17 protein-coding genes and 1 tRNA gene are annotated in these 19,156 nt (G+C 39.5%); 3 read left to right on the top strand and 15 right to left on the bottom strand.

The window, feature by feature from the left end; all coding sequences use genetic code 11:
• Positions 1 to 42: 42 nt before the first annotated feature.
• The 5 genes from J3455_RS11285 to J3455_RS11265 form a co-directional block, all read right to left on the bottom strand.
• A tRNA-Ser gene (locus J3455_RS11285) sits at positions 43 to 133 on the bottom strand.
• Positions 134 to 216: 83 nt separating this feature from the next.
• Entirely contained in the window at positions 217 to 594 is a 378-nt protein-coding gene (locus tag J3455_RS11280; protein WP_130051558.1) for a hypothetical protein, read from the bottom strand.
• Positions 595 to 793: 199 nt separating this feature from the next.
• The gene (locus J3455_RS11275; protein WP_349561742.1) at positions 794 to 1,342 is read right to left on the bottom strand and encodes an NAD(P)H nitroreductase; all 549 of its coding nucleotides are present in this window, start codon (positions 1,340 to 1,342) and stop codon (positions 794 to 796) included.
• Positions 1,343 to 1,405: 63 nt separating this feature from the next.
• Positions 1,406 to 2,113 carry an HvfX family Cu-binding RiPP maturation protein gene (locus J3455_RS11270; protein ID WP_372799654.1) on the bottom strand — a complete coding sequence of 236 codons (708 nt, stop codon included), beginning with the start codon at positions 2,111 to 2,113 and terminating at the stop codon, positions 1,406 to 1,408.
• Between the two features lie 64 nt (positions 2,114 to 2,177).
• The gene (locus J3455_RS11265) at positions 2,178 to 4,139 is read right to left on the bottom strand and encodes an oxidoreductase (RefSeq protein WP_349561741.1); all 1,962 of its coding nucleotides are present in this window, start codon (positions 4,137 to 4,139) and stop codon (positions 2,178 to 2,180) included.
• A 199-nt stretch (positions 4,140 to 4,338) separates the two neighbouring features.
• On the opposite strand from J3455_RS11265, the gene sppA reads away from it, so the two are divergent.
• Both sppA and ansA read left to right on the top strand, forming a co-directional pair.
• Entirely contained in the window at positions 4,339 to 6,204 is a 1,866-nt protein-coding gene (sppA, locus tag J3455_RS11260; RefSeq protein ID WP_286258273.1) for a signal peptide peptidase SppA, read from the top strand.
• Between the two features lie 59 nt (positions 6,205 to 6,263).
• Positions 6,264 to 7,274, top strand: coding sequence for an asparaginase (gene ansA, locus J3455_RS11255; RefSeq protein WP_054561413.1), 1,011 nt, complete (start codon positions 6,264 to 6,266; stop codon positions 7,272 to 7,274).
• A gap of 60 nt (positions 7,275 to 7,334) precedes the next feature.
• Here the strand turns inward: ansA and gnd are convergent, their stop codons facing one another.
• On the bottom strand, positions 7,335 to 8,708 hold the full coding sequence (gnd, locus tag J3455_RS11250; RefSeq protein ID WP_130051563.1) for an NADP-dependent phosphogluconate dehydrogenase: 1,374 nt from the start codon (positions 8,706 to 8,708) through the stop codon (positions 7,335 to 7,337).
• 423 nt (positions 8,709 to 9,131) lie between these two features.
• On the opposite strand from gnd, the gene pyk reads away from it, so the two are divergent.
• Positions 9,132 to 10,565: a pyruvate kinase gene (gene pyk, locus J3455_RS11245; RefSeq protein ID WP_130051564.1), complete on the top strand. Its 1,434-nt coding sequence runs from the start codon at positions 9,132 to 9,134 to the stop codon at positions 10,563 to 10,565.
• A gap of 63 nt (positions 10,566 to 10,628) precedes the next feature.
• On the opposite strand, the gene J3455_RS11240 is transcribed toward pyk, so the two are convergent.
• The 9 genes from J3455_RS11240 to infC all read right to left on the bottom strand — a co-directional run bounded on the left by J3455_RS11240 (position 10,629) and on the right by infC (position 19,129).
• On the bottom strand, positions 10,629 to 11,453 hold the full coding sequence (locus tag J3455_RS11240; RefSeq protein ID WP_130051565.1) for a LytR/AlgR family response regulator transcription factor: 825 nt from the start codon (positions 11,451 to 11,453) through the stop codon (positions 10,629 to 10,631).
• Positions 11,450 to 12,523, bottom strand: a complete 1,074-nt coding sequence (locus tag J3455_RS11235) for a sensor histidine kinase (RefSeq protein ID WP_130051566.1) — start codon at positions 12,521 to 12,523, stop codon at positions 11,450 to 11,452. The genes J3455_RS11240 and J3455_RS11235 overlap by 4 nt, the downstream gene beginning before the upstream one ends.
• Before the next feature lie 155 nt (positions 12,524 to 12,678).
• Positions 12,679 to 14,235 carry a SulP family inorganic anion transporter gene (locus tag J3455_RS11230; RefSeq protein ID WP_349561739.1) on the bottom strand — a complete coding sequence of 519 codons (1,557 nt, stop codon included), beginning with the start codon at positions 14,233 to 14,235 and terminating at the stop codon, positions 12,679 to 12,681.
• A 144-nt stretch (positions 14,236 to 14,379) separates the two neighbouring features.
• Complete coding sequence (locus J3455_RS11225; RefSeq protein WP_036968198.1) at positions 14,380 to 14,838, bottom strand: Lrp/AsnC family transcriptional regulator; 459 nt, start codon at positions 14,836 to 14,838, stop codon at positions 14,380 to 14,382.
• Positions 14,839 to 14,984: 146 nt separating this feature from the next.
• Positions 14,985 to 15,626, bottom strand: a complete 642-nt coding sequence (locus J3455_RS11220; RefSeq protein ID WP_349561738.1) for an MBL fold metallo-hydrolase — start codon at positions 15,624 to 15,626, stop codon at positions 14,985 to 14,987.
• 1 nt (position 15,627) lies between these two features.
• The gene (locus tag J3455_RS11215; protein ID WP_130051569.1) at positions 15,628 to 17,424 is read right to left on the bottom strand and encodes a M14 family metallopeptidase; all 1,797 of its coding nucleotides are present in this window, start codon (positions 17,422 to 17,424) and stop codon (positions 15,628 to 15,630) included.
• Between the two features lie 359 nt (positions 17,425 to 17,783).
• Positions 17,784 to 18,143 (bottom strand): 50S ribosomal protein L20, encoded by a 360-nt coding sequence (gene rplT, locus J3455_RS11210; RefSeq protein ID WP_036968189.1) that lies wholly within the window; start codon positions 18,141 to 18,143, stop codon positions 17,784 to 17,786.
• Between the two features lie 15 nt (positions 18,144 to 18,158).
• On the bottom strand, positions 18,159 to 18,359 hold the full coding sequence (gene rpmI / locus J3455_RS11205) for a 50S ribosomal protein L35 (RefSeq protein ID WP_054554888.1): 201 nt from the start codon (positions 18,357 to 18,359) through the stop codon (positions 18,159 to 18,161).
• A 206-nt stretch (positions 18,360 to 18,565) separates the two neighbouring features.
• Complete coding sequence (infC, locus tag J3455_RS11200; RefSeq protein ID WP_130051570.1) at positions 18,566 to 19,129, bottom strand: translation initiation factor IF-3; 564 nt, start codon at positions 19,127 to 19,129, stop codon at positions 18,566 to 18,568.
• Positions 19,130 to 19,156: the final 27 nt, after the last annotated feature.

The raw sequence follows: 19,156 nt of genomic DNA, 5'->3' as shown, positions 1-19,156 counted from the left end.
CAGATAGCAAAAAACCGCCCTGTAGGCGGTTTTTCTAAATAATGGTGGAGAGATAGGGATTTGAACCCTAGAGGGGCTACAAACCCCTGCCGGTTTTCAAGACCGGTGCATTCGACCACTCTGCCATCTCTCCGTACGGCGCGCATAATAGTGTTTACTGCGTACGTTGTAAAGCCTTAATTGTAAAAAACTTTAAAAAACTAAAATCTATAACTATCAATAATACTGCTTCGGGCGTTTTGCAATTAAAGAACACACCAGACAAACAATTAGGCTGACAAGTGCAAAGCCAGAGCCTTGAACAATCACATCAATTTTATTGAGGTTATAACTAGGTATGATGACTAACACGAATGCCGGTAAACAAGTGAGCGTTAAAACATAACAACATATTTTAAAGGCGCGACCAAAATCGAAACGTTTAGTGCTTTGCATCCACCATGTAAGGAAGAGTAATACAACTACTGCAGACAAGCCTAGATAATGAGGTTGATTAGTCGCCATAGCAACAAAGAAAGTGACTACAGCACCAATTATGCCCCAAATTGACCAAGCGAACCAATTTTCTTTTTCACGTAAAAATAAGTTTCCCATTGTTCTCGTCTTCTTTATCGTTATTTTTTTAAGACCATCCATACGTTAACAAAAAATAACCGATTAAAAAACACACTGAAGAAGAATTATTTCGTTTTTTGCATCCGTGCGCTTCTTACAGCTAAGCTAAATCTGAAAAAACTAACATAAGTAAGCTTAATAGTGTCTGACTGCTTAACTGTATAAAAGTTCCTACTATTTATAAATTCTCAAAAAACGTCTCTGGCTTGTGTCTAATTGGCTTTTTGATATCTACTTCTGGCGTGCCCAAATATAGGTAACCAACAATTTCATCTTCTTCTTTACAGCCAAGTGCTGCTTTCACTGCTGGACTCTGTGCAAAATAGCCTGTGCGCCAAATACCTCCTAAACCTTGTGCAAACGCAGCTTGTTGCATTGCAAGAACACTACATCCTGCACTTTGCACTTGCTCAATCCGAGGCACTTTTGGGTTTTCTGCTACATCTGCAATAGCAATTATCATCATAGGTGAACGCAGCGGTAATTCTTTTGCTCGATCAATCGTTCTTTGATCCTGTTTTTCAGCAACAGCAGCTTGGTGATAGATTTCACCCAATTTATTCCGAGCATCCCCCTCTACAACAATAAACCGCCAAGGAGCAATACAGCCATGATCTGGGACTTTGATAGCTGCGCGCTTAATAATTTCAAGTTGATCTGCCGTAGGCCCTGGTGCTACAAGGCGAGGGTCTGATTGTCGAGTTTGTAATAGCGTTAAAGCGTCCATGAATGTTCCGTAAAAGCTTAAGACAAGGCCCCTATCAAGTAGAGGCAATATAACTCTAGCTTATCATTTATCTTTATTAGCAATAAAGCTATTCGGTACTTTTCTAGTTAACCAATAATCTAAACTAACGTAACGACCGCCACCTACAAAAAATAAACTTAACAGCATAACAAAGTAAATTGCGGAAAATTCAATCCCATTATTTAAGATCACAGGTTTCCCTTTTTCATAAAGGTATTCTGTATAACCATGAGTCTCTAGCAACTCGCGCATTTTAGTCAATCTCTCACTTGCTTCATCTGAATTAACCAAACTGGCTTCACTACCTGGTATTGAAAGCCAATTGAGAACTCTTGCTGGGCTAGTGCTTGCATCTGTGGGGGTTACAGCAAACCAGCCATTACTAGCGTGTACTGTAGTCGCTGCAACAACCATAGTGATCATCAAAGGAATTGCGGTTAAGCGGGTAAATAAACCTAATAAAAGAAATATCCCCCCTAAAAATTCTGTCCATGCCGCTAAAAATGCTAGTACGGAGGGCATTGGCAGGCCTAAGCCCCATTCGTTATTGCCAAACCATGCAACAATATCATTGGATGCTAAAAAGTATTGGTGGAAGTGAGTGACATCACCACTTAAGGCAAGTTTATTAAAACCTGCAATTATCATCACTGGAGCTAAAATTAAGCGAATTAAAAGGCTGGGTAGTCCATCTAAAAACTGAAAGTTGTTTAAGATGCGGTTGTATAAAGGTCGAAGGTGTGTGTTCAACATAGCGGTCTCGTGACTAATTTTATTAATCACACAGACCGCGAGTTTTCTAGTTTACTTTCAATTATATTTTACGAGCAACTTGTAATGCTTCAAAAATTGCACGTTTTGCATCAATGGCTGCAGCAAGCTTGGCTCCTCCAATTACGTGTACTTTGGCGTTTTCAGTTTCTTTTTCAAAAGTTTCAGTATTTGAAACCTGACCAATACAAGCAATCACGGTATCTACATCTAAGATTTGTTCTTCACCTTTAACAGTAATTTTTAAACCTTTTTCATCAAAGCTTATGTACTGACACTCAGCAATTTGTTTTACATCGTGCTGTTTAGCAACTTGACGATGGATCCAACCTGTCGTTTTACCAAGCTCACTACCAAAACGCCCTGCACTGCGCTTAAGCATGTATATTTGGCGGTTGTCTTTATCAGGTGCAGCTTCACATTCAATGCCCCATTGAGTTTTGAACTGCTCTATAGTTTGCCCTTTATGCTCACTTAAAAAGGCAACCATATCAAAGCCTATACCTCCGGCACCAAGAATAGCAATTTTCTCACCAAGTTCGACTTCACCACGAATAACTTCATCATAAGCAAATACGCGTTTCCCATCTCCACATTCGATTTTGGCTTCACGCGGACGTACACCCGTTGCAAACACCACATCATCGTATTGATTAAGCATATCATCAGTAAAGTCAGTACCAAGCTGCAAATCTACATTCAAGCGCTTTAATTCATTAGTGAAATAATTGAGTGTATGGTTAAAGTCTTCTTTACCTGGCACTTGCATTGCTAAGTTAAACTGACCACCCATTTGCTCTTTACGTTCAATTAAGGTCACCTTGTGACCTTTCTCTGCTAGGTAACAACTTGCAGCAAGGCCAGCGGGGCCTGCACCAACAACCAGGACTAATCGTGAAAATTTTGCTTTTTCTAAACTGTAATCTAATTCAAAAGCCGCTTGTGGATTAACCAAACAAGTTGCACGTTTGTTTTTAAACACATGGTCTAAACAGCCCTGATTACAACCGATACAAATATTGATTTGCTCAGCTTTATTATTAACGTACTTATTGAAAAAATCAGGGTCCGCTAATAAAGGACGTGCCATCGAAATTAAATCTGACTCACCCGCCGCTAAAATACCATTAGCAATTTCTGGTGTATTAATGCGGTTAACCGCGATAACAGGCACTGATACCGTATCTTTTAAGCGTTTTGATGCTTCTTTAAATGCCCCCGGTGGTACCATACTTGCGATGGTTGGTACACGGGCTTCATGCCAACCTATACCGGTATTAAAAATATCGACACCTGCTTGTTCAAGAGCTAAAGCCTGTTGTTTTACTTCATCGGGCGTTGATCCATTAGGAATTAAATCCATCACTGACAAGCGAAATACTATAATGAATTTTTGACTCACTTTAGCGCGCACCGCTTTAACTATATCCAAAGCTAAGCGCATTCGATTTTCTAAACTACCACCATACTTGTCTGTTCTTTTATTGGTGTGGCTAGCCATAAACTCATTAATTAAATAACCTTCAGAACCCATGATTTCAACACCATCATAGCCTGCTTTTTCAGCTAGTTTTGCTGAATGTGCAAAGTCTTTTATGGTCTTTTTAATTGACCCTAACGACATCTCTTTAGGTTTATAAGGATTAATAGGAGCTTGAATTGCACTTGGCGCTTGATTAAATGGATGATATGCGTAGCGACCTGCATGCAATAATTGTAAGCAAATTTTACCGCCATGTTGATGTACGGCTTCTGTATAAGCTTTGTGTTTAATCACATCATAAAATGAATTAAATGTTGATGCGAATGGTGAGAGCTTACCGCGTAAATTAGGGCTATAGCCCCCTGTAATTATCAAACCCGTGCCACCTTTGGCACGTGCTTCGTAAAATGCACGTAAGCGTTTACGGTTATGCCAGCCTTCTTCTAAGCCAGTGTGCATTGAGCCCATAACCAAACGATTACGAAGTTCGGTATGCGGTAATTGTAATTTTTGTTCTAACATTGTGTGCCCCGTTAACTGGTCGAACCTCTATTATAAATAGATTCTGCGGCAATAACTTAGAATAATCAACTTTTCGCTATTAATTAATCTGTAGCAAATTGTGGTTTTAAACACTCTGTTACTATTTAACAGTTAATTTTAAAGTTATTCTAAGCTAAGATAAGTTCACTACTAAGCTGTACTGAATTAAGGATTTATTTTGCTAGCAAAGATATTTAAAGGCATTTGGACCGGGATTAATTTTTCCCGCCGTTTGGTCCTAAACATATTATTTTTATTACTAGTAATTTTCTTCTTTGTTGCCATCACTGGTGAAGAAGACCAAGTAAAGGTAGCAGATGGAACCGTGCTACGCCTAAACTTAAACGGCCCAATTGTTGAAGAAAAAACCTATGTTGATCCTGTAGAAGCAGCTATCAACGATGCAACAATGGGCAAAGAAGCACCATCAGAGATCCTTCTTGATGATGTTGTTGAAGTGATCAACGAAGCGACCAAAGATGATCGCATCACTGTAATGCTACTTGACCTGCAAAAAATGCCTAGCGCGCACATCAATAAGCTAAAACAGATAACCAAAGCAATTGATGCATTTAAAGCTGCTGGAAAACAAGTTATTGCTACAGGTTACTACTACACACAAGCACAATATTATATTGCTGCCCATGCTAATGAAGTATCAATGCACCCATATGGCGGTGTTAGCATTGAAGGTTACGGCATGTTCCCGCTTTACTTCAAAGATGCCCTTGAGAAATTAAAAGTAACTCAACATATCTTCCGTGTTGGTACTTATAAATCAGCTGTAGAACCGTTTATTCGTAATGACATGTCAGATGCAGCAAAAGAAGCTAACCGTGTCTGGTTAACAGCTCTTTGGAACGAGTATAAAACTGATGTTTCAGCGAGTCGTCCATTCGATGAAAGCAATTTTGATGAGGATATGGAAGTATATCTAACAAAAATGCAAGCAGTTGACGGTAACTCAGGTCAGTATGCGTTAAATAATCAATGGGTTGATTCTTTAAAAACATCACAACAAATTCGCCAACAACTTATTGAGTTAGTGGGTGCAGAAGAAACGGGTAAAACTTTTAAACAGGTTAGCTTTCGTGAGTATTTATCACTTGTAAAACCACCCGTTGAGTTCGATAACCCAATCACTGAAAAAGTTGCCGTTGTTGTTGCTAAAGGAACGATTGTAGATGGCGAGCGCAAAGCCGGTGAAATTGGCGGTGATTCGACAGCTGCCCTACTTCGTAAAGCACGCCTAGATGACAAAGTAAAAGCTGTTGTACTTCGTATTGACTCAGGTGGTGGTAGCATGTTCGCCTCTGAAGTGATCCGCGCTGAAGTATTAGCTCTAAAAGCAGCAGGTAAACCAGTAATTGCATCAATGAGCTCAGTGGCAGCATCAGGTGGGTACTGGATTGCATCAGCAGCCAATGAAATTTGGGCTGCTCCTAGCACAATCACAGGTTCAATCGGTGTATTCGGTACTTTCATGACTTTTGAAAACACCATGGCTGAATTGGGTATTTATTCAGACGGCGTTGCAACAACGGACCTTGCTGGTTTTTCTATAGCTCGCCCTCTTGATGAGAAAATGTCAGATATCATTCAAATGAGCGTTGAAAATGCATACAAACGCTTTCTAAATGTGGTGGCTGAAGCACGTAACATGACCCCTGAACAAGTTGATAAAATTGCCCAAGGCCGTGTATGGATTGCAACTCAAGCAAAAGACCTTGGTTTAGTTGATAAGTTAGGTGATAAACAAGATGCAATTAAAGCAGCAGCTGAGCTTGCTAAGCTTAAGCATTATGATGTTAAAACCATCAAACAGTCATTAACACCACAAGAGCAGATGCTACAAGATATCTTAGGCACAGCGGCTATTCAGAGTTTCTTTGCTAAATCTGATTCATCTACATCAGTATTGGCTACGCAAGCTAACTTACAAAGCCTAATAAATCAGTTAAGTAGTGAAATTGATAACCTAAAAGATTATAACGATCCTCAAGGCGTTTACGCTCGTTGTTTAGTATGTAACGTAATTCAATAAGTTACTTAGCAAAGCAATTTTAGGTATACTAAGCCCAGTTGTTTAACTGGGCTTTTTTTATGAAACGTAAACGTATATATATCGCCTATACAGGTGGTACTATTGGTATGAAAAAATCGAGCCGAGGCTATGTTCCGGCAGAAGGTTTTTTAACAGAAACAGTGGTCAATAATGCAGAGTTTAATCGTGATGAAATGCCTTTGTTTGATATTCACGAATATTGCCCGCTTATTGATTCTTCTGATATGTCCCCTGCCCACTGGCAATTAATCGCTGACGATATCAAAAGTAAATACCAAGACTATGATGGTTTTGTAGTGCTACATGGTACCGATACCATGGCATATACTGCTTCGGCCCTGTCTTTTATGTTCGAAAACTTAACGAAACCTGTAATTGTGACTGGCTCGCAAATACCGCTCTCTCAACTGCGTTCTGATGGCCAAGTGAACTTACTAAATGCGATGTACTTAGCAGCTAATTATCCTATTGCAGAAGTAAGCCTATTTTTCAATAACCAATTGTTTCGTGGTAACCGTGCTACAAAAGCGCATGCCGATGGCTTTGATGCATTTGCTTCACCTAATCTTGAACCACTAGCACTTTCAGGAATCAATATTCAACTGATCAAAGGTCAACTTAGCCCATACGTAGATAATGAACTACAGGTATCAAATATCACACCTCAGCCAATTGGTGTGCTTTATCTATATCCCGGGATCAGTCCAAAAGTCGTGAAAAGTTTAGTTAATGACGACATTAAAGCACTTGTTTTATTAAGTTTTGGTGTGGGCAATGCCCCACAAGATCCAGCGTTTTTAGATATACTTAATGACGCAAGTAAACGCGGTATGGTAATAGTTAATTTAACACAGTGTTTAAAAGGCCAAGTAAATATGGGCGGTTATGCAACAGGTAATGCATTATTAAATTGTGGTGTCATCAGTGGCTACGATATGACATTAGAAGCCTGTTTGACTAAATTACATTACTTATTCAGCCAAAAGCTTGAGGTTGAAACTATTCGTCACTTGATGCAAGACAATTTACGTGGTGAGTTAAGCCGTTAAAATAAAATCATCAAATACAAAAAAGGCACCAATTGGTGCCTTTTTTACGCTTTTTGATAATTAACGAACTTTTTCGTCAATCTCAACTAAGTCTGTTAAATGGCATATCTCGCCACTATGCGTTTTAATACCATGTTCGCCAAAATAGTCACGTTGTGCTTGTACAAGGTGACCATTACTTGGTGTAGTTAACGTCGCGATGTAAGTTTGCGTTGCTGTTAACACAGGGAAAGCAAGACCCGAAGCAACTGCAGCACCTGTTACTTTTCGTAATGCTGCTGATTCACGCTGCATAGAATCAATAAACTCTACACCATCAGCTACATTATCTAAGTAATCAGCACGGATGATACAACCTGCACGCCATGTTTGTAGCGTTTTCGAAAGGTCAACTTTCCATTGATGAGCACGTGATGCACCTTTGATAAGTGCCAAGCCTTGACGATAAGCAAGTAAACTTGCCAGTGTGAATGCATCTTTTAACTCATCCAAATCTAAGTCAACTGAGTCAGTTGATTTAGCAGCGTAAGTCATTTCTTTAGCTGCATGTGTATCACAAGTATTTGTTAAGTGACGAGCTTGCACAGCTGCGACTAATGATGGTACTGCAATACCCAGTTCTAAAGCATTTTGTGCAGTCCATAGGCCTGTGCCTTTAGCGCCAACCTTATTGTCGATTAAATCAACTAGAGGTTCACCTTCAGTTGTTTCAAGGCTTAAGATATGGCTAGAGATTGACAGCAAGTAGCTATTTAAAGTTCCCTCTGACCATTCATTGAAAATATCAGCAACTTCTTTTGGTGAACGATTAGTACCTAAGCGAAGTAGTTGATACATTTCAGCGATTAATTGCATTAACGCATATTCGATACCGTTATGTACCATTTTCACAAAGTGGCCACTTGCAGATTGGCCTACTCGCGCAAAGCATGACTCACCTTTGTAGCTTGCAGCTACTTTTTCAAACCACGGCTCAACACGCTCCCAGCCGCCTTCTGAACCACTTGCCATCATAGCTGGACCATGACGTGCGCCCTCAGCACCACCAGAAATCCCCATAGTGGCAAATTCAAATTTGTTTTGATATTTAAGCTTACGGCTAATACCATCTTTATAGTTACTGTTGCCGCAATCTACGATAATGTCATCACAGTCAACGCCTGCCTCTGCAAGCTCTGTACATACTTTATCAACCAATTCACCAGCAGGAACTAAAAGTAGAATTGAACGAGGTGGCTCTAAGCGTCTTACCATATCATTTAAATCTGACACAATGTGTAAACGGTCTGCTAAACCGAGTGTTTTTGCACAGCTTAGTAACTCGGCACCCGCATCTGGGTTTTTATCATAAGCTACTAAAGTCAGCCCTTTTTCAATCAGGTTGAGGGCAAGATTTTTACCCATAACGCCTAACCCTACTAATGCAACTTGCATTTAGTGTCCTCCTCGGTAACAACTATTGGTTAGTTAATCAAAATAATTACGCGCGCATTATACCCAAGCAGCCCAAAAATGCGAGCTTGAGAGCCAACTTGAGAGAAATCTAAGAAATCATGAAGCGACGTTTCGCTCAGTATATCAAAATTACTAAGGCATCGGACCAGATTTTTATAATACCCTTTAAAAAGGTATGTGTATTGACGCTACCTGACACCGGTGTCATAATAACGTCATTCATACTTTGTAAACTTTAAAATTCATACAAAGAGCCAGATTCTCATAAGTAAAAACAATCATTTTTTACTTATGAGTTCTACATTGTGCTTATGTATAAGCCTATAATTAAGGTTTATAGCACGACATTTTAATAGATAACCATCAATTCGCTTAATATATTTGAGCGCACAGGAGAATTTGATGCTAAGACGCACAAAAATTGTTGCGACCCTTGGACCGGCAACTGATCGCGATAACAACCTAGAAAAAATTATTCGTGCAGGTGCAAATGTGGTTCGTTTGAACTTCTCACATGGCGTTGCACAAGATCATAAAGACCGCGCAGAAGCGGTACGCAGCATTGCTAAGCGTTTAGGCAAACACGTTGCTATCCTTGCTGACTTACAAGGCCCTAAGATTCGTGTATCTACGTTTAAAGACGGCAAAGTAAACCTAGAAGTTGGCGCAAAATTTACCCTTGATGCAAAAATGGAAAAGGGCCAAGGCGACGTTAATGCAGTAGGTATCGACTATAAAGAGTTACCTAACGATGTTAAAACAGGCGATTTATTGTTATTAAACGACGGTTTAATTCAATTAACTGTTGATAGCGTTGATGGTGACCTAGTTCACACGACTGTTACTGTAGGTGGCGTACTTTCAAACAATAAAGGTATCAACCGTCTAGGTGGTGGTTTAACAGCCCCAGCTTTTACCGAGAAAGACAAAGAAGATTTAATCACAGCGACTGAAATTGGTGTTGATTATATTGCTGTTTCATTTCCGCGTAGTGGCGATGATATGCGTTATGTTCGATCTTTGGCAGAAGCTGCAGGCTCAAACGCACAACTACTTGCAAAAATCGAGCGTGCAGAAGCGGTTGAAACCGTTGAAGCAATCGACGATATCGTACTTGCTTCAGACGCAGTTATGGTTGCTCGTGGTGATTTAGGTGTAGAAATTGGTGATGCAGCCCTTGTTGGTAAACAAAAGCTAATTATTAGCCGTGCGCGTTCACTAAACCGTACTGTGGTTACTGCAACTCAAATGATGGAATCAATGATCGATAACCCAATGCCAACACGTGCTGAGGTTATGGATGTTGCAAACGCAGTTTTAGATGGCACTGATGCAGTTATGTTATCTGCAGAAACAGCGGCTGGTGACTACCCTGAAGAAACAGTAGCTACAATGGCTCGTGTTTGTTTAGGCGCAGAATCACAAAAAGAAACTCACGTTTCTAAGCACCGTTTAGACAGCCGTTTTTCATCAAATGCTGAATCAATTGCGTTATCTGCTATGTATGCAGCTAACCACCTAGATTCTGTAAAAGCGATTGTGACACTAACTGAATCAGGTAGCACAGCTAAATTAATGTCGCGTATCAGCTCTGGTTTACCAATTTATTCACTATCACGTCATGCTAACACACTTGGTCAGACAGCGCTTTACCGTGGTGTTTACCCTGTATTCTTCGATTCAACAAAATGTGAAGATGACAGTATGGTTCGTGACGCACTAAATACGCTTGTTGAGCAAGGTGCTCTTGTAGCAGGTGATACTGTGATTTTAACTCACGGTGATGCGATGGAAACAATTGGTGCTACCAACACAATGAAGATTGTAACAGTTTAAACTTTTTAATGTTCATTAAAAAAGGCGCAATAGATTGCGCCTTTTTTGTTTGTATTTAATTAGTTAACTAGCAAGTGCTGCTTTAACTTTGTCGCGGTAGCTGCGGCTTACTTTTAATTCTTGACCGTTATCTAACACTAAAAGGTATTCTCCACTTACTTGAGTAACAAGCTTGCTAATTTGCTTTGTATTCACTATTGCACTGCGATGAACACGGACAAATAATTGCGGATCAAGCTCTTGTTCAAGCTCTTTCATTGTTTTGCGCAGTATGTGAGTTTGTCCATCTTGGCAATGTAAGCACATATAATCGCCTGCTGCATCAACCCATTGAATTGTAATTACTGGCACACGGACAATTTCGCCCTGCTCTTTTACAGCTAATGATTCTGGATAACGACGATCAGCAAGGCTATCGCCCGTTGCTAACTTCTTTAGAATTTCTTCGCAATTATTGCCTGTAATACCTGCAACAAAGCTCGCTAGTTTTTTCTTATGGGCGTTATCTTGTTGCGTTTTTAAATAGGTATGCACTTTTTCTACCGCCTGTTTTAGTCTGTTGTCATCGACTGGTTTAAGAATATAATCCAACGCATGAATCTCGAATGCTTTTACTGCAAACTGGTCAAAAGCTGTTACAAACACAATAGCTGGTAATGGATTTACGCTCTCGCTAAGTGCTCTTGCAACTTCAAAACCGTTCATATTTGGCATTTGAATATCTAAGAAAACCAATTGAATGTTGCCTGATAAGCATTCTTCAATTGCTTCTTGACCATTGCTACATAAACGAATGACTTCTAAATCGTCAAACTCAGAAAGTCGAACAGCTAGGCCTTTTCTTGCTAACGGTTCATCATCAACGATCAAAGTTCTAATTTTGCTCATTTCTTAACAGCCTTTTCAAACGGAACGCGCAGATTAACTTTTAACCCACTTGGCGTATTGTCAGAGAGAACAAACGAGTAGTTGTTCTCATAAAGTGTTTTTAAGCGGTCCTGTGTATTTGCTATGCCAACGCCATGTGAATTAACTAGTTGACCATTTTTTAGCTCAGTGCCAGGACCATTATCGCCTACTTCCAATAATAGTTCATTTGCAAAAACTTGTGCTTTAATATCAATCACACCGCCTTCATTTAATTGCGCTATCGCATACTTAATCGAGTTTTCGATTATAGGCTGAAGGATTAAGCTTGGTACCAAGGCTTCTTTTGCTTGCTCGCTTACATCAACATTTACTTGCAAGCGCTCATCGAAGCGAACTTTTTCGATTTCAAGGTACAGCATCAATGCATGAATTTCTTGTTCTAACGGCACCTTTTTAATGGGGTCGGTATTAAGTGTATAACGCAAGAAATCACTCAATTTAGACACCATTAAATTCGCATCTTTATTCTCTTTTACCAAAATCAACGTGGAGATTGCATTTAAGGTATTAAATAAAAAATGCGGGTTAAGTTGATAACGCAGCATTTTAAGCTGTGCTTCATGAGCCATAGTGGTTGCTTTTAAAGCTTTTTGACGCTCACTTTGCAATAGCTGATAATACTTAATCCCAAAATACAAACCACTCCAACAAAGAATGATATAAACCGAATCTAAACCTTGCTGAAAGTAATAAAACCACTCATTTGGGCGGTAACCGTGACGGTAGATTTCCCATAAATTGAATTTTTGTACTACAGCCCAAAGTGTCCCAGTAACATATGAAGCACCAAAAACCACGAGCATCAATACCCAAGGTGAAGCATTCCACACTTTACGGTACATATAACGCAAAGGTACTGTCATTAAACAGCCTGCATAGGCGTTTAACACAATAACAAATACGTAAATATCACGCATTTCAAAGACTTTTGAGCCGATATAATTAACTAACGCATACCCTATCCAGCCTGCAATTTGCAAAACCCAGAAAAAGCGTTGTCGATTATCAACTAATGATTGCCAATTCAAAATATAAGATTACCTTTCATAATTATTTTTATTATACCGATAGTCACGAGAACAAAGCACTGCCGCCTATCTTAATTTTTTATAGCCTTACCGCATTATTCAGACATTAAAAAAGCGAAGACCTTGTGAGCCTTCGCTTTTTAAACGCTTTATTTTTAAGCTAATTTATCTGAAGCAACTTTATAGTTTGGATCTTCAATTACATTAACTTCAACTAAGTCACGTGCTTTATGTAATAACTGAATACAGTCTGGGCTTAAGTGACGCAAGTGTAATTGTTTGCCTGCTTTAGCGTATTTATCAGCAAGACTATCAATTGCTTCAATTGCACTGTGATCAGCTACACGGCTGTGTTTGAATTCAATGATCACATCATCAGGGTCATTTTTAACATCAAATAACTCAGCAAAGTTCTTAACCGAGCCAAAGAATAATGGACCATGAAGCTCATACACTTTAGAGCCTTGTTCATCGATGTAGTTACTCGTGTAAATGTGTTTCGCATGCTGCCAGGCAAATACTAAAGCCGATACAATGACACCCACACATACTGCAATTGCAAGGTCTGTTACTACGGTTACACCTGATACAAGTACAATCACAAAGGCATCAGACTTAGGCACACGCTTCATCATTTTGAAGCTTGCCCACTCGAAAGTACCTAAAACAACCATAAACATAACACCAACAAGCGCAGCAAGTGGGATCATTTCAATTAAACTGGCTGCAAAAATGATGAATGCTAGCAGTATTAATGCTGCACTAATGCCAGATAAACGTGAGCGACCACCCGAATTAATATTGATCATAGATTGACCAATCATCGCACAGCCACCCATCGCTCCGAAGAAACCACAGGTAATATTTGCTGCACCTTGACCAATACACTCTTTATTACTGTGGCCACGAGTTTCAGTAATTTCATCAATCAAAGTTAATGTTAATAATGACTCAATTAAACCAATTGCCGCTAAAACTAACGCATAAGGGAAGATAATTTTTAATGTTTCAAGGTTAAATGGCACCATAGGAATATGGAACTCAGGTAAACCTCCGGCAATAGTAGCTTGCTCGTTGCCAGTCATCCCTTTTAAGAAATCAAGAACTGTACGTGCTTCTAAATCAAAGCCAATCACAATCGCGGTCACGGTTACAATCGCAGCTAACGATGAAGGAACTGCAGTGGTTAACTTAGGCAAGAAGTGAATGATAGTCATAGTTAACGCTACTAAACCAAGCATAATATATAGTGCTTGCCCTTCCATCCACTGTTGACCACCCATACCATCGGGTACTTTAAATTGACCTAGTTGGGCTAAGAAAATCACAATAGCAAGACCGTTTACAAAGCCCAGCATTACTGGATGCGGGACCATTCGAATAAACTTTCCAAGCTTAAAAATACCCGCGAGCACTTGCAGTATTCCCATCAATAAGACGGTTGCAAATAAATACTCTACGCCATGATCTAATACTAAACTTACCATTACAACGGCTAGTGCACCGGTAGCACCAGAAATCATACCTGGACGACCACCAAAAATAGCCGTAATTAAGCCAACAATAAATGCGGCATATAAACCAACTAATGGTTCTACATTAGCAACAAAAGCAAACGCAACCGCTTCTGGTACTAACGCCAACGCAACTGTCAGGCCTGATAGAATATCGTTTTTAGCAGAGCTTGGCGCTTTGCTGAGTAAGTTAAACATTAAGATCCTCTTTATAGTGAATGCATTTCGGCAAGGCGCAGAATTCTAGCAAAATCTGCAAAAGTTAACAATTATTAACAACAAAACGGCTAGTGCCTAAAAGCACTAACCGTTTTCGAAAAAATAAAACGTAGTAGAAAAAGACTAAAGAGGTAGAGACGTACTACGCTTAACACAAGTCATTGTTACGTTCGAGTGAACCTCTTGTACAAATTCAAGGTTTAATAAGTTATCACGTACGAACTGCTCGTAACCCTCTATGCCTTTAGAAATAATTCGAAGCATAAAGTCCATAGTACCTGCCATGCTGTAGCACTCAGTTACTTCATCATAGCTCATAATTAAACGCTCAAATTCAGCTAGATTTGTTCTACCGTGGTTAGATAAACGAACATGGGCGTAAACCAACATATCAAAGCCAAGCTTTTTCTCGTCAAGCAAAGCAACTTTACCTTTGATATAGCCATCTTGCTCAAGCTTAGCAATACGACGCCAACATGGAGATTGAGATAAACCAACTTTATCGGCAATTTCTGCCGTAGATAAGCTAGCATCCTGCTGTAATAATGCCAAAATTTGGCGATCTACTTGGTTCAGAGACATTTTATTTCTTTTTCTGTAAAAATACTGGTTAAATTATATAACTGATTTAAAAATCAGTCTGCCTATTTTCTACTATTTATGCAAAAAAATTGCAATTTTATACCAACCCATTTAATAAAGTACTTAGCAAATATTACGAGTTGGCATTAACCAAAACGTCCACTAATAAATGGATTTGTTTTTCGCTCATGCCCTACGGTGGTATTCGGACCGTGGCCTGGCAAAATAGCAACCTCATCTGAGAATGATAAGATCTCAGAATTAATTGATTCGATTAATTGCGCACTATCCCCTTTCGGAAAATCAGTACGACCAACAGAGCCTTGGAAAATCACATCACCCACTATCACTTGTTCTGAACCTTGGTGATAAAAAACAACATGACCAGGCGTATGCCCTGGGCAATGGCGTACTGATAATTCAAGTTCACCCACTGTGATTGTATCACCATGATTTAGCCACTTCGTTGGATAAAATGGCGAAATCGCCGTAAAACCAAACATTTGTGCTTGCATGGGTAAGGCATCAAACCAAAATTTATCATCTAAATGTGGGCCAATGATATCAACACTGAAGTGCTCTGCGAGTTGCTTTGCAGCACCCACATGGTCTAAGTGACCATGTGTTAAATAAATTGCCTCTAATTGACAATTTAAAGCTGAAAGTTCAGCTTGTAGCTTTTCTGCATCACCACCTGGGTCAACTAAAGCTGCTTTATTTGTCTGCTTACAAATAATAATTCGACAGTTTTGGGCAAAACCAGTGACAGGAACAGTTATGACTTTCATGTTATTGTCCTTTTTGTAACTGCTCAAACGTCATTAAAATTGGATATTTTAAATAGCCTTGATCATAAAATGGTGTACGCTCATAAAGCCAATGCAAACGAGCATCTGCATCTTTTGCAAAGTTTTTATCTTCACGAATTTTTTTGTCAAACTCTAAAGCTAGTGCTGGCTTATCTTTTAACATTTGTCGTGCATACGGCATTAAAGCGTAATTTTCCACATACTCGGTACGCTGAAAAATAGTATTGAACTCACCCCACGCAAAAAATGAATCAGGCGCTTCAGGATGTAACAAGTGCGTTGCCAGTTCAGAATAGGACTGATCCGTTGAGACTTTATACCAGCCTGTTATATCGATATTTTCAACTGTATTGTAATCAAATGTTGCCTCTACGCGAAAACGTCCTTCAAAAGGCGTTTTTGCAAATGAATAATCAGCAACGCTTGCTTGCGTTAATGGTTCAGAAATAGCTTCATTCAGTGTCGTTACGTCGATACCATGAAGTTTAAGCTTTGCAACCAATTGACTGTATGCAGGCGGAATATAAAACGCTGTAGGAACATTAACGGTCTTTTTAACGTCTTTTTGCCAAAAAATTGGTAATGCGTCATAGTTTTTAGCTTCACCTAAATATTTAACTTCAGGCTGCCCTGACAATGCACTTTCTGTTCTTGAATAAGCGATACCTTTAAATTCGATAGTATCTGGCTCTTTCGCATAACCACGCTCAACGACTAATTGCGTTGGCTTAAAATCAAGCTCTTTTTTAACAGCTTCATTAAGCGCTTTATCGTTTGCAGCTAAAGCATCAATCGTACCGTCAATAAAAACATAGGTACCTAAAACACGTTGCTTGTAGGGTTTTAATGAATGATTTTCAACTAAGATGGTTGGCAGTGAACGTAAATCCCCCCAGCCATTTGAAAAACGCGGAGTAGCGACCCAACCAGCTAAGCCTTTTTTAAACTCACGCTTATCCATAACGAAAACTAGCGGACCTGGAATATGGCCTGCTTTTTCAAGCTTTGCGTCTATTACTGGTTTAAAAAGGTTATCTAACGCTTCAGAAACGCTTGGTGACTCACTGGAAAAAACGGGGTTGTAACCGTAGGTCACATCATATTGATAATCAGCGCCGTCGGTTACATGGATATCCACATATAAATCGGGTTTAAATTGATTAATTGCTTTCATCACGCCACGTACTTCTGGCGTATCAAGCTTTGTGTAATCTCGATTCAAGTTTAAATTTAGAGCATTTGTCCGAAAACCCATTTCTATAGGACCACGCTGATTTATACGGTTATATTTGCTTCTACGTTCATGACCGTCAACGTTTAAAATAGGGATAAACAGAATATTTACTTTGCTCAAAATATCGCGGCGTTTACCTGTCGCAATATCGCGTAAAAGCATAAACATGGCATCTTTGCCATCAATTTCACCGCTGTGAATACCTGCTTGAATCAAAATGGTTGGTTTTGTATCTGCTACGAGTTGTTTCGCATCAAATAAGCCTTGCTCATTCGCCACTAACATCTTGACCGCACGGTCAGAGCTACTCTTTGCAATAGTCGTGACTTTGAACTGTGTTGGATTTGCTGCAACAAGGCGATCAACAAATGCCATAGTGTCAGCATAATTTGGTGATAAAGTGCCTTCACTTAATTCAAAATCTGTGGTCAATGGCCCTTTTTCTTGCATCAAAGACACACTGTCACCTTGCCATGGTAACAATGGGGGTAAGTGGCTGTCTAAAGTTACTGCAGCAGATAAAAACACTAAACTCGCAAACATATCACTCTCAAGTGCGGTACTTATTCTTTGTGGAAATTATAACAACTAATCTGAAGGGATTGCGTAAACTGCGGTGATTCAACAAAAAAATGGAGCAAACGACATACGCTATGCAGAATCGATGTTACTTATGAATATTATTTAATACCAACCCGCAATAATACTTAATCATTTTGAGGGATTAAACCTGTCGCTAACTGCGTTAAAAATTTCTCATTTAGAACAACTAAATAACGAAATTTTCGCCTTGTTATCAACGAGGTTTTATTGCCTCAAAATAGACTACTTAATTAAGCGGATTGGAATAAGATCAAAAAAAGGAGCACTAGGCTCCTTTTTAAACTTTATGAAAAGCGAAATTAAGCCGCTAGGCCTTCTTTTGCTTTTGCAACAAGCGCTGCGAATGCAACTTGGTCATAAACAGCGATATCTGCAAGAATCTTACGATCGATTTCTACAGAAGTCTTTTTAAGACCATTGATAAAACGGCTGTATGAAAGACCGTTTTGACGAGCAGCTGCATTGATACGTGCAATCCAAAGTTGACGGAAAGTACGTTTCTTAGCACGACGGTCACGGTAAGCGTATTGACCCGCTTTAGTAACTGCCTGGAAAGCTACGCGGTAAACACGTGAACGTGCTCCGTAGTAACCTTTAGCTTGCTTTAAAACTTTTTTGTGACGTGCACGTGCGATAACACCGCGTTTAACTCTTGCCATTTCTGAAGACTCCTATTAAGCGAATGGTAACATACGTGAAACTAGACCATGGTCATTCTTATGAACCATCATCTTAGGACGTAAGTGTAATTTACGCTTAGAAGTTTTCTTAGTCAGAATGTGACGAAGATGCGCTTGTTTACGCTTGAAACCGCCAGAAGCAGTTTTCTTGAAACGCTTAGCAGCGCCTCTGTGAGTTTTTAGCTTATAAGCCATTGCAATAACTCCAAATGTATTGCTTAAACATTAGCAAGCAGGCGAGAGATATAAAATAGCTCTTCTTTAAAGGCCTAACTTACTGCCATAGTCCGGTGAAGGTTCACTACAAAAGCAGTGCAACCTTACTTAAACCGGTTATTTCAGGTGAACAGAAAACTGTTACTTGCAGACCTGAAATAAAATCGGTGCGTAATATACCGCGTTTATTGCTTTTTAGCAACAGGCGCCATCATCATAACCATCTGGCGACCTTCAACACGATTTGGGAAAGACTCTACTTGTGCAACATCTTCCAAATCAGCTTTAACACGGTTTAATAATTCAATACCAATTTCTTGGTGAGCCATTTCACGACCACGGAAACGGATAGTAATTTTAGCTTTGTCACCCGCTTCTAAGAACTTGCGTAAGTTGCGAAGCTTAACCTGGTAATCACCTTCATCCGTACCCGGACGGAATTTGATTTCTTTAACCTGGATCTGCTTTTGCTTTTTCTTTTGTTCTTTTAGTTCTTTGCTTTTTTCAAAGATGAACTTACCGTAGTCCATAACCTTACAAACAGGTGGCTCAGCATTAGGACTGATTTCTACAAGATCTACACCCGCATCATCAGCCATAGCTTGTGCTTCTTTTAATGACACGATGCCAGCTTGTTCACCGTCAATGCCAATTAAACGAACTTCTTTAGCTGTAATATCTTCGTTGATACGATTTTTTTGAGCTGTTTGTTGCCCTTTCTTGCCGCCTCTAATGGTACGATCCTCCAAGAATATAAAATAAAAAGCGTGTAGTTG

The organism is Pseudoalteromonas sp. NFXS39 (assembly GCF_040148775.1).
Taxonomy (GTDB): domain Bacteria; phylum Pseudomonadota; class Gammaproteobacteria; order Enterobacterales; family Alteromonadaceae; genus Pseudoalteromonas; species Pseudoalteromonas apostichopi.
The sequence above is the reverse complement of the archived record's forward strand: the minus strand, read 5'-3'. Positions and strand labels throughout refer to the sequence as shown.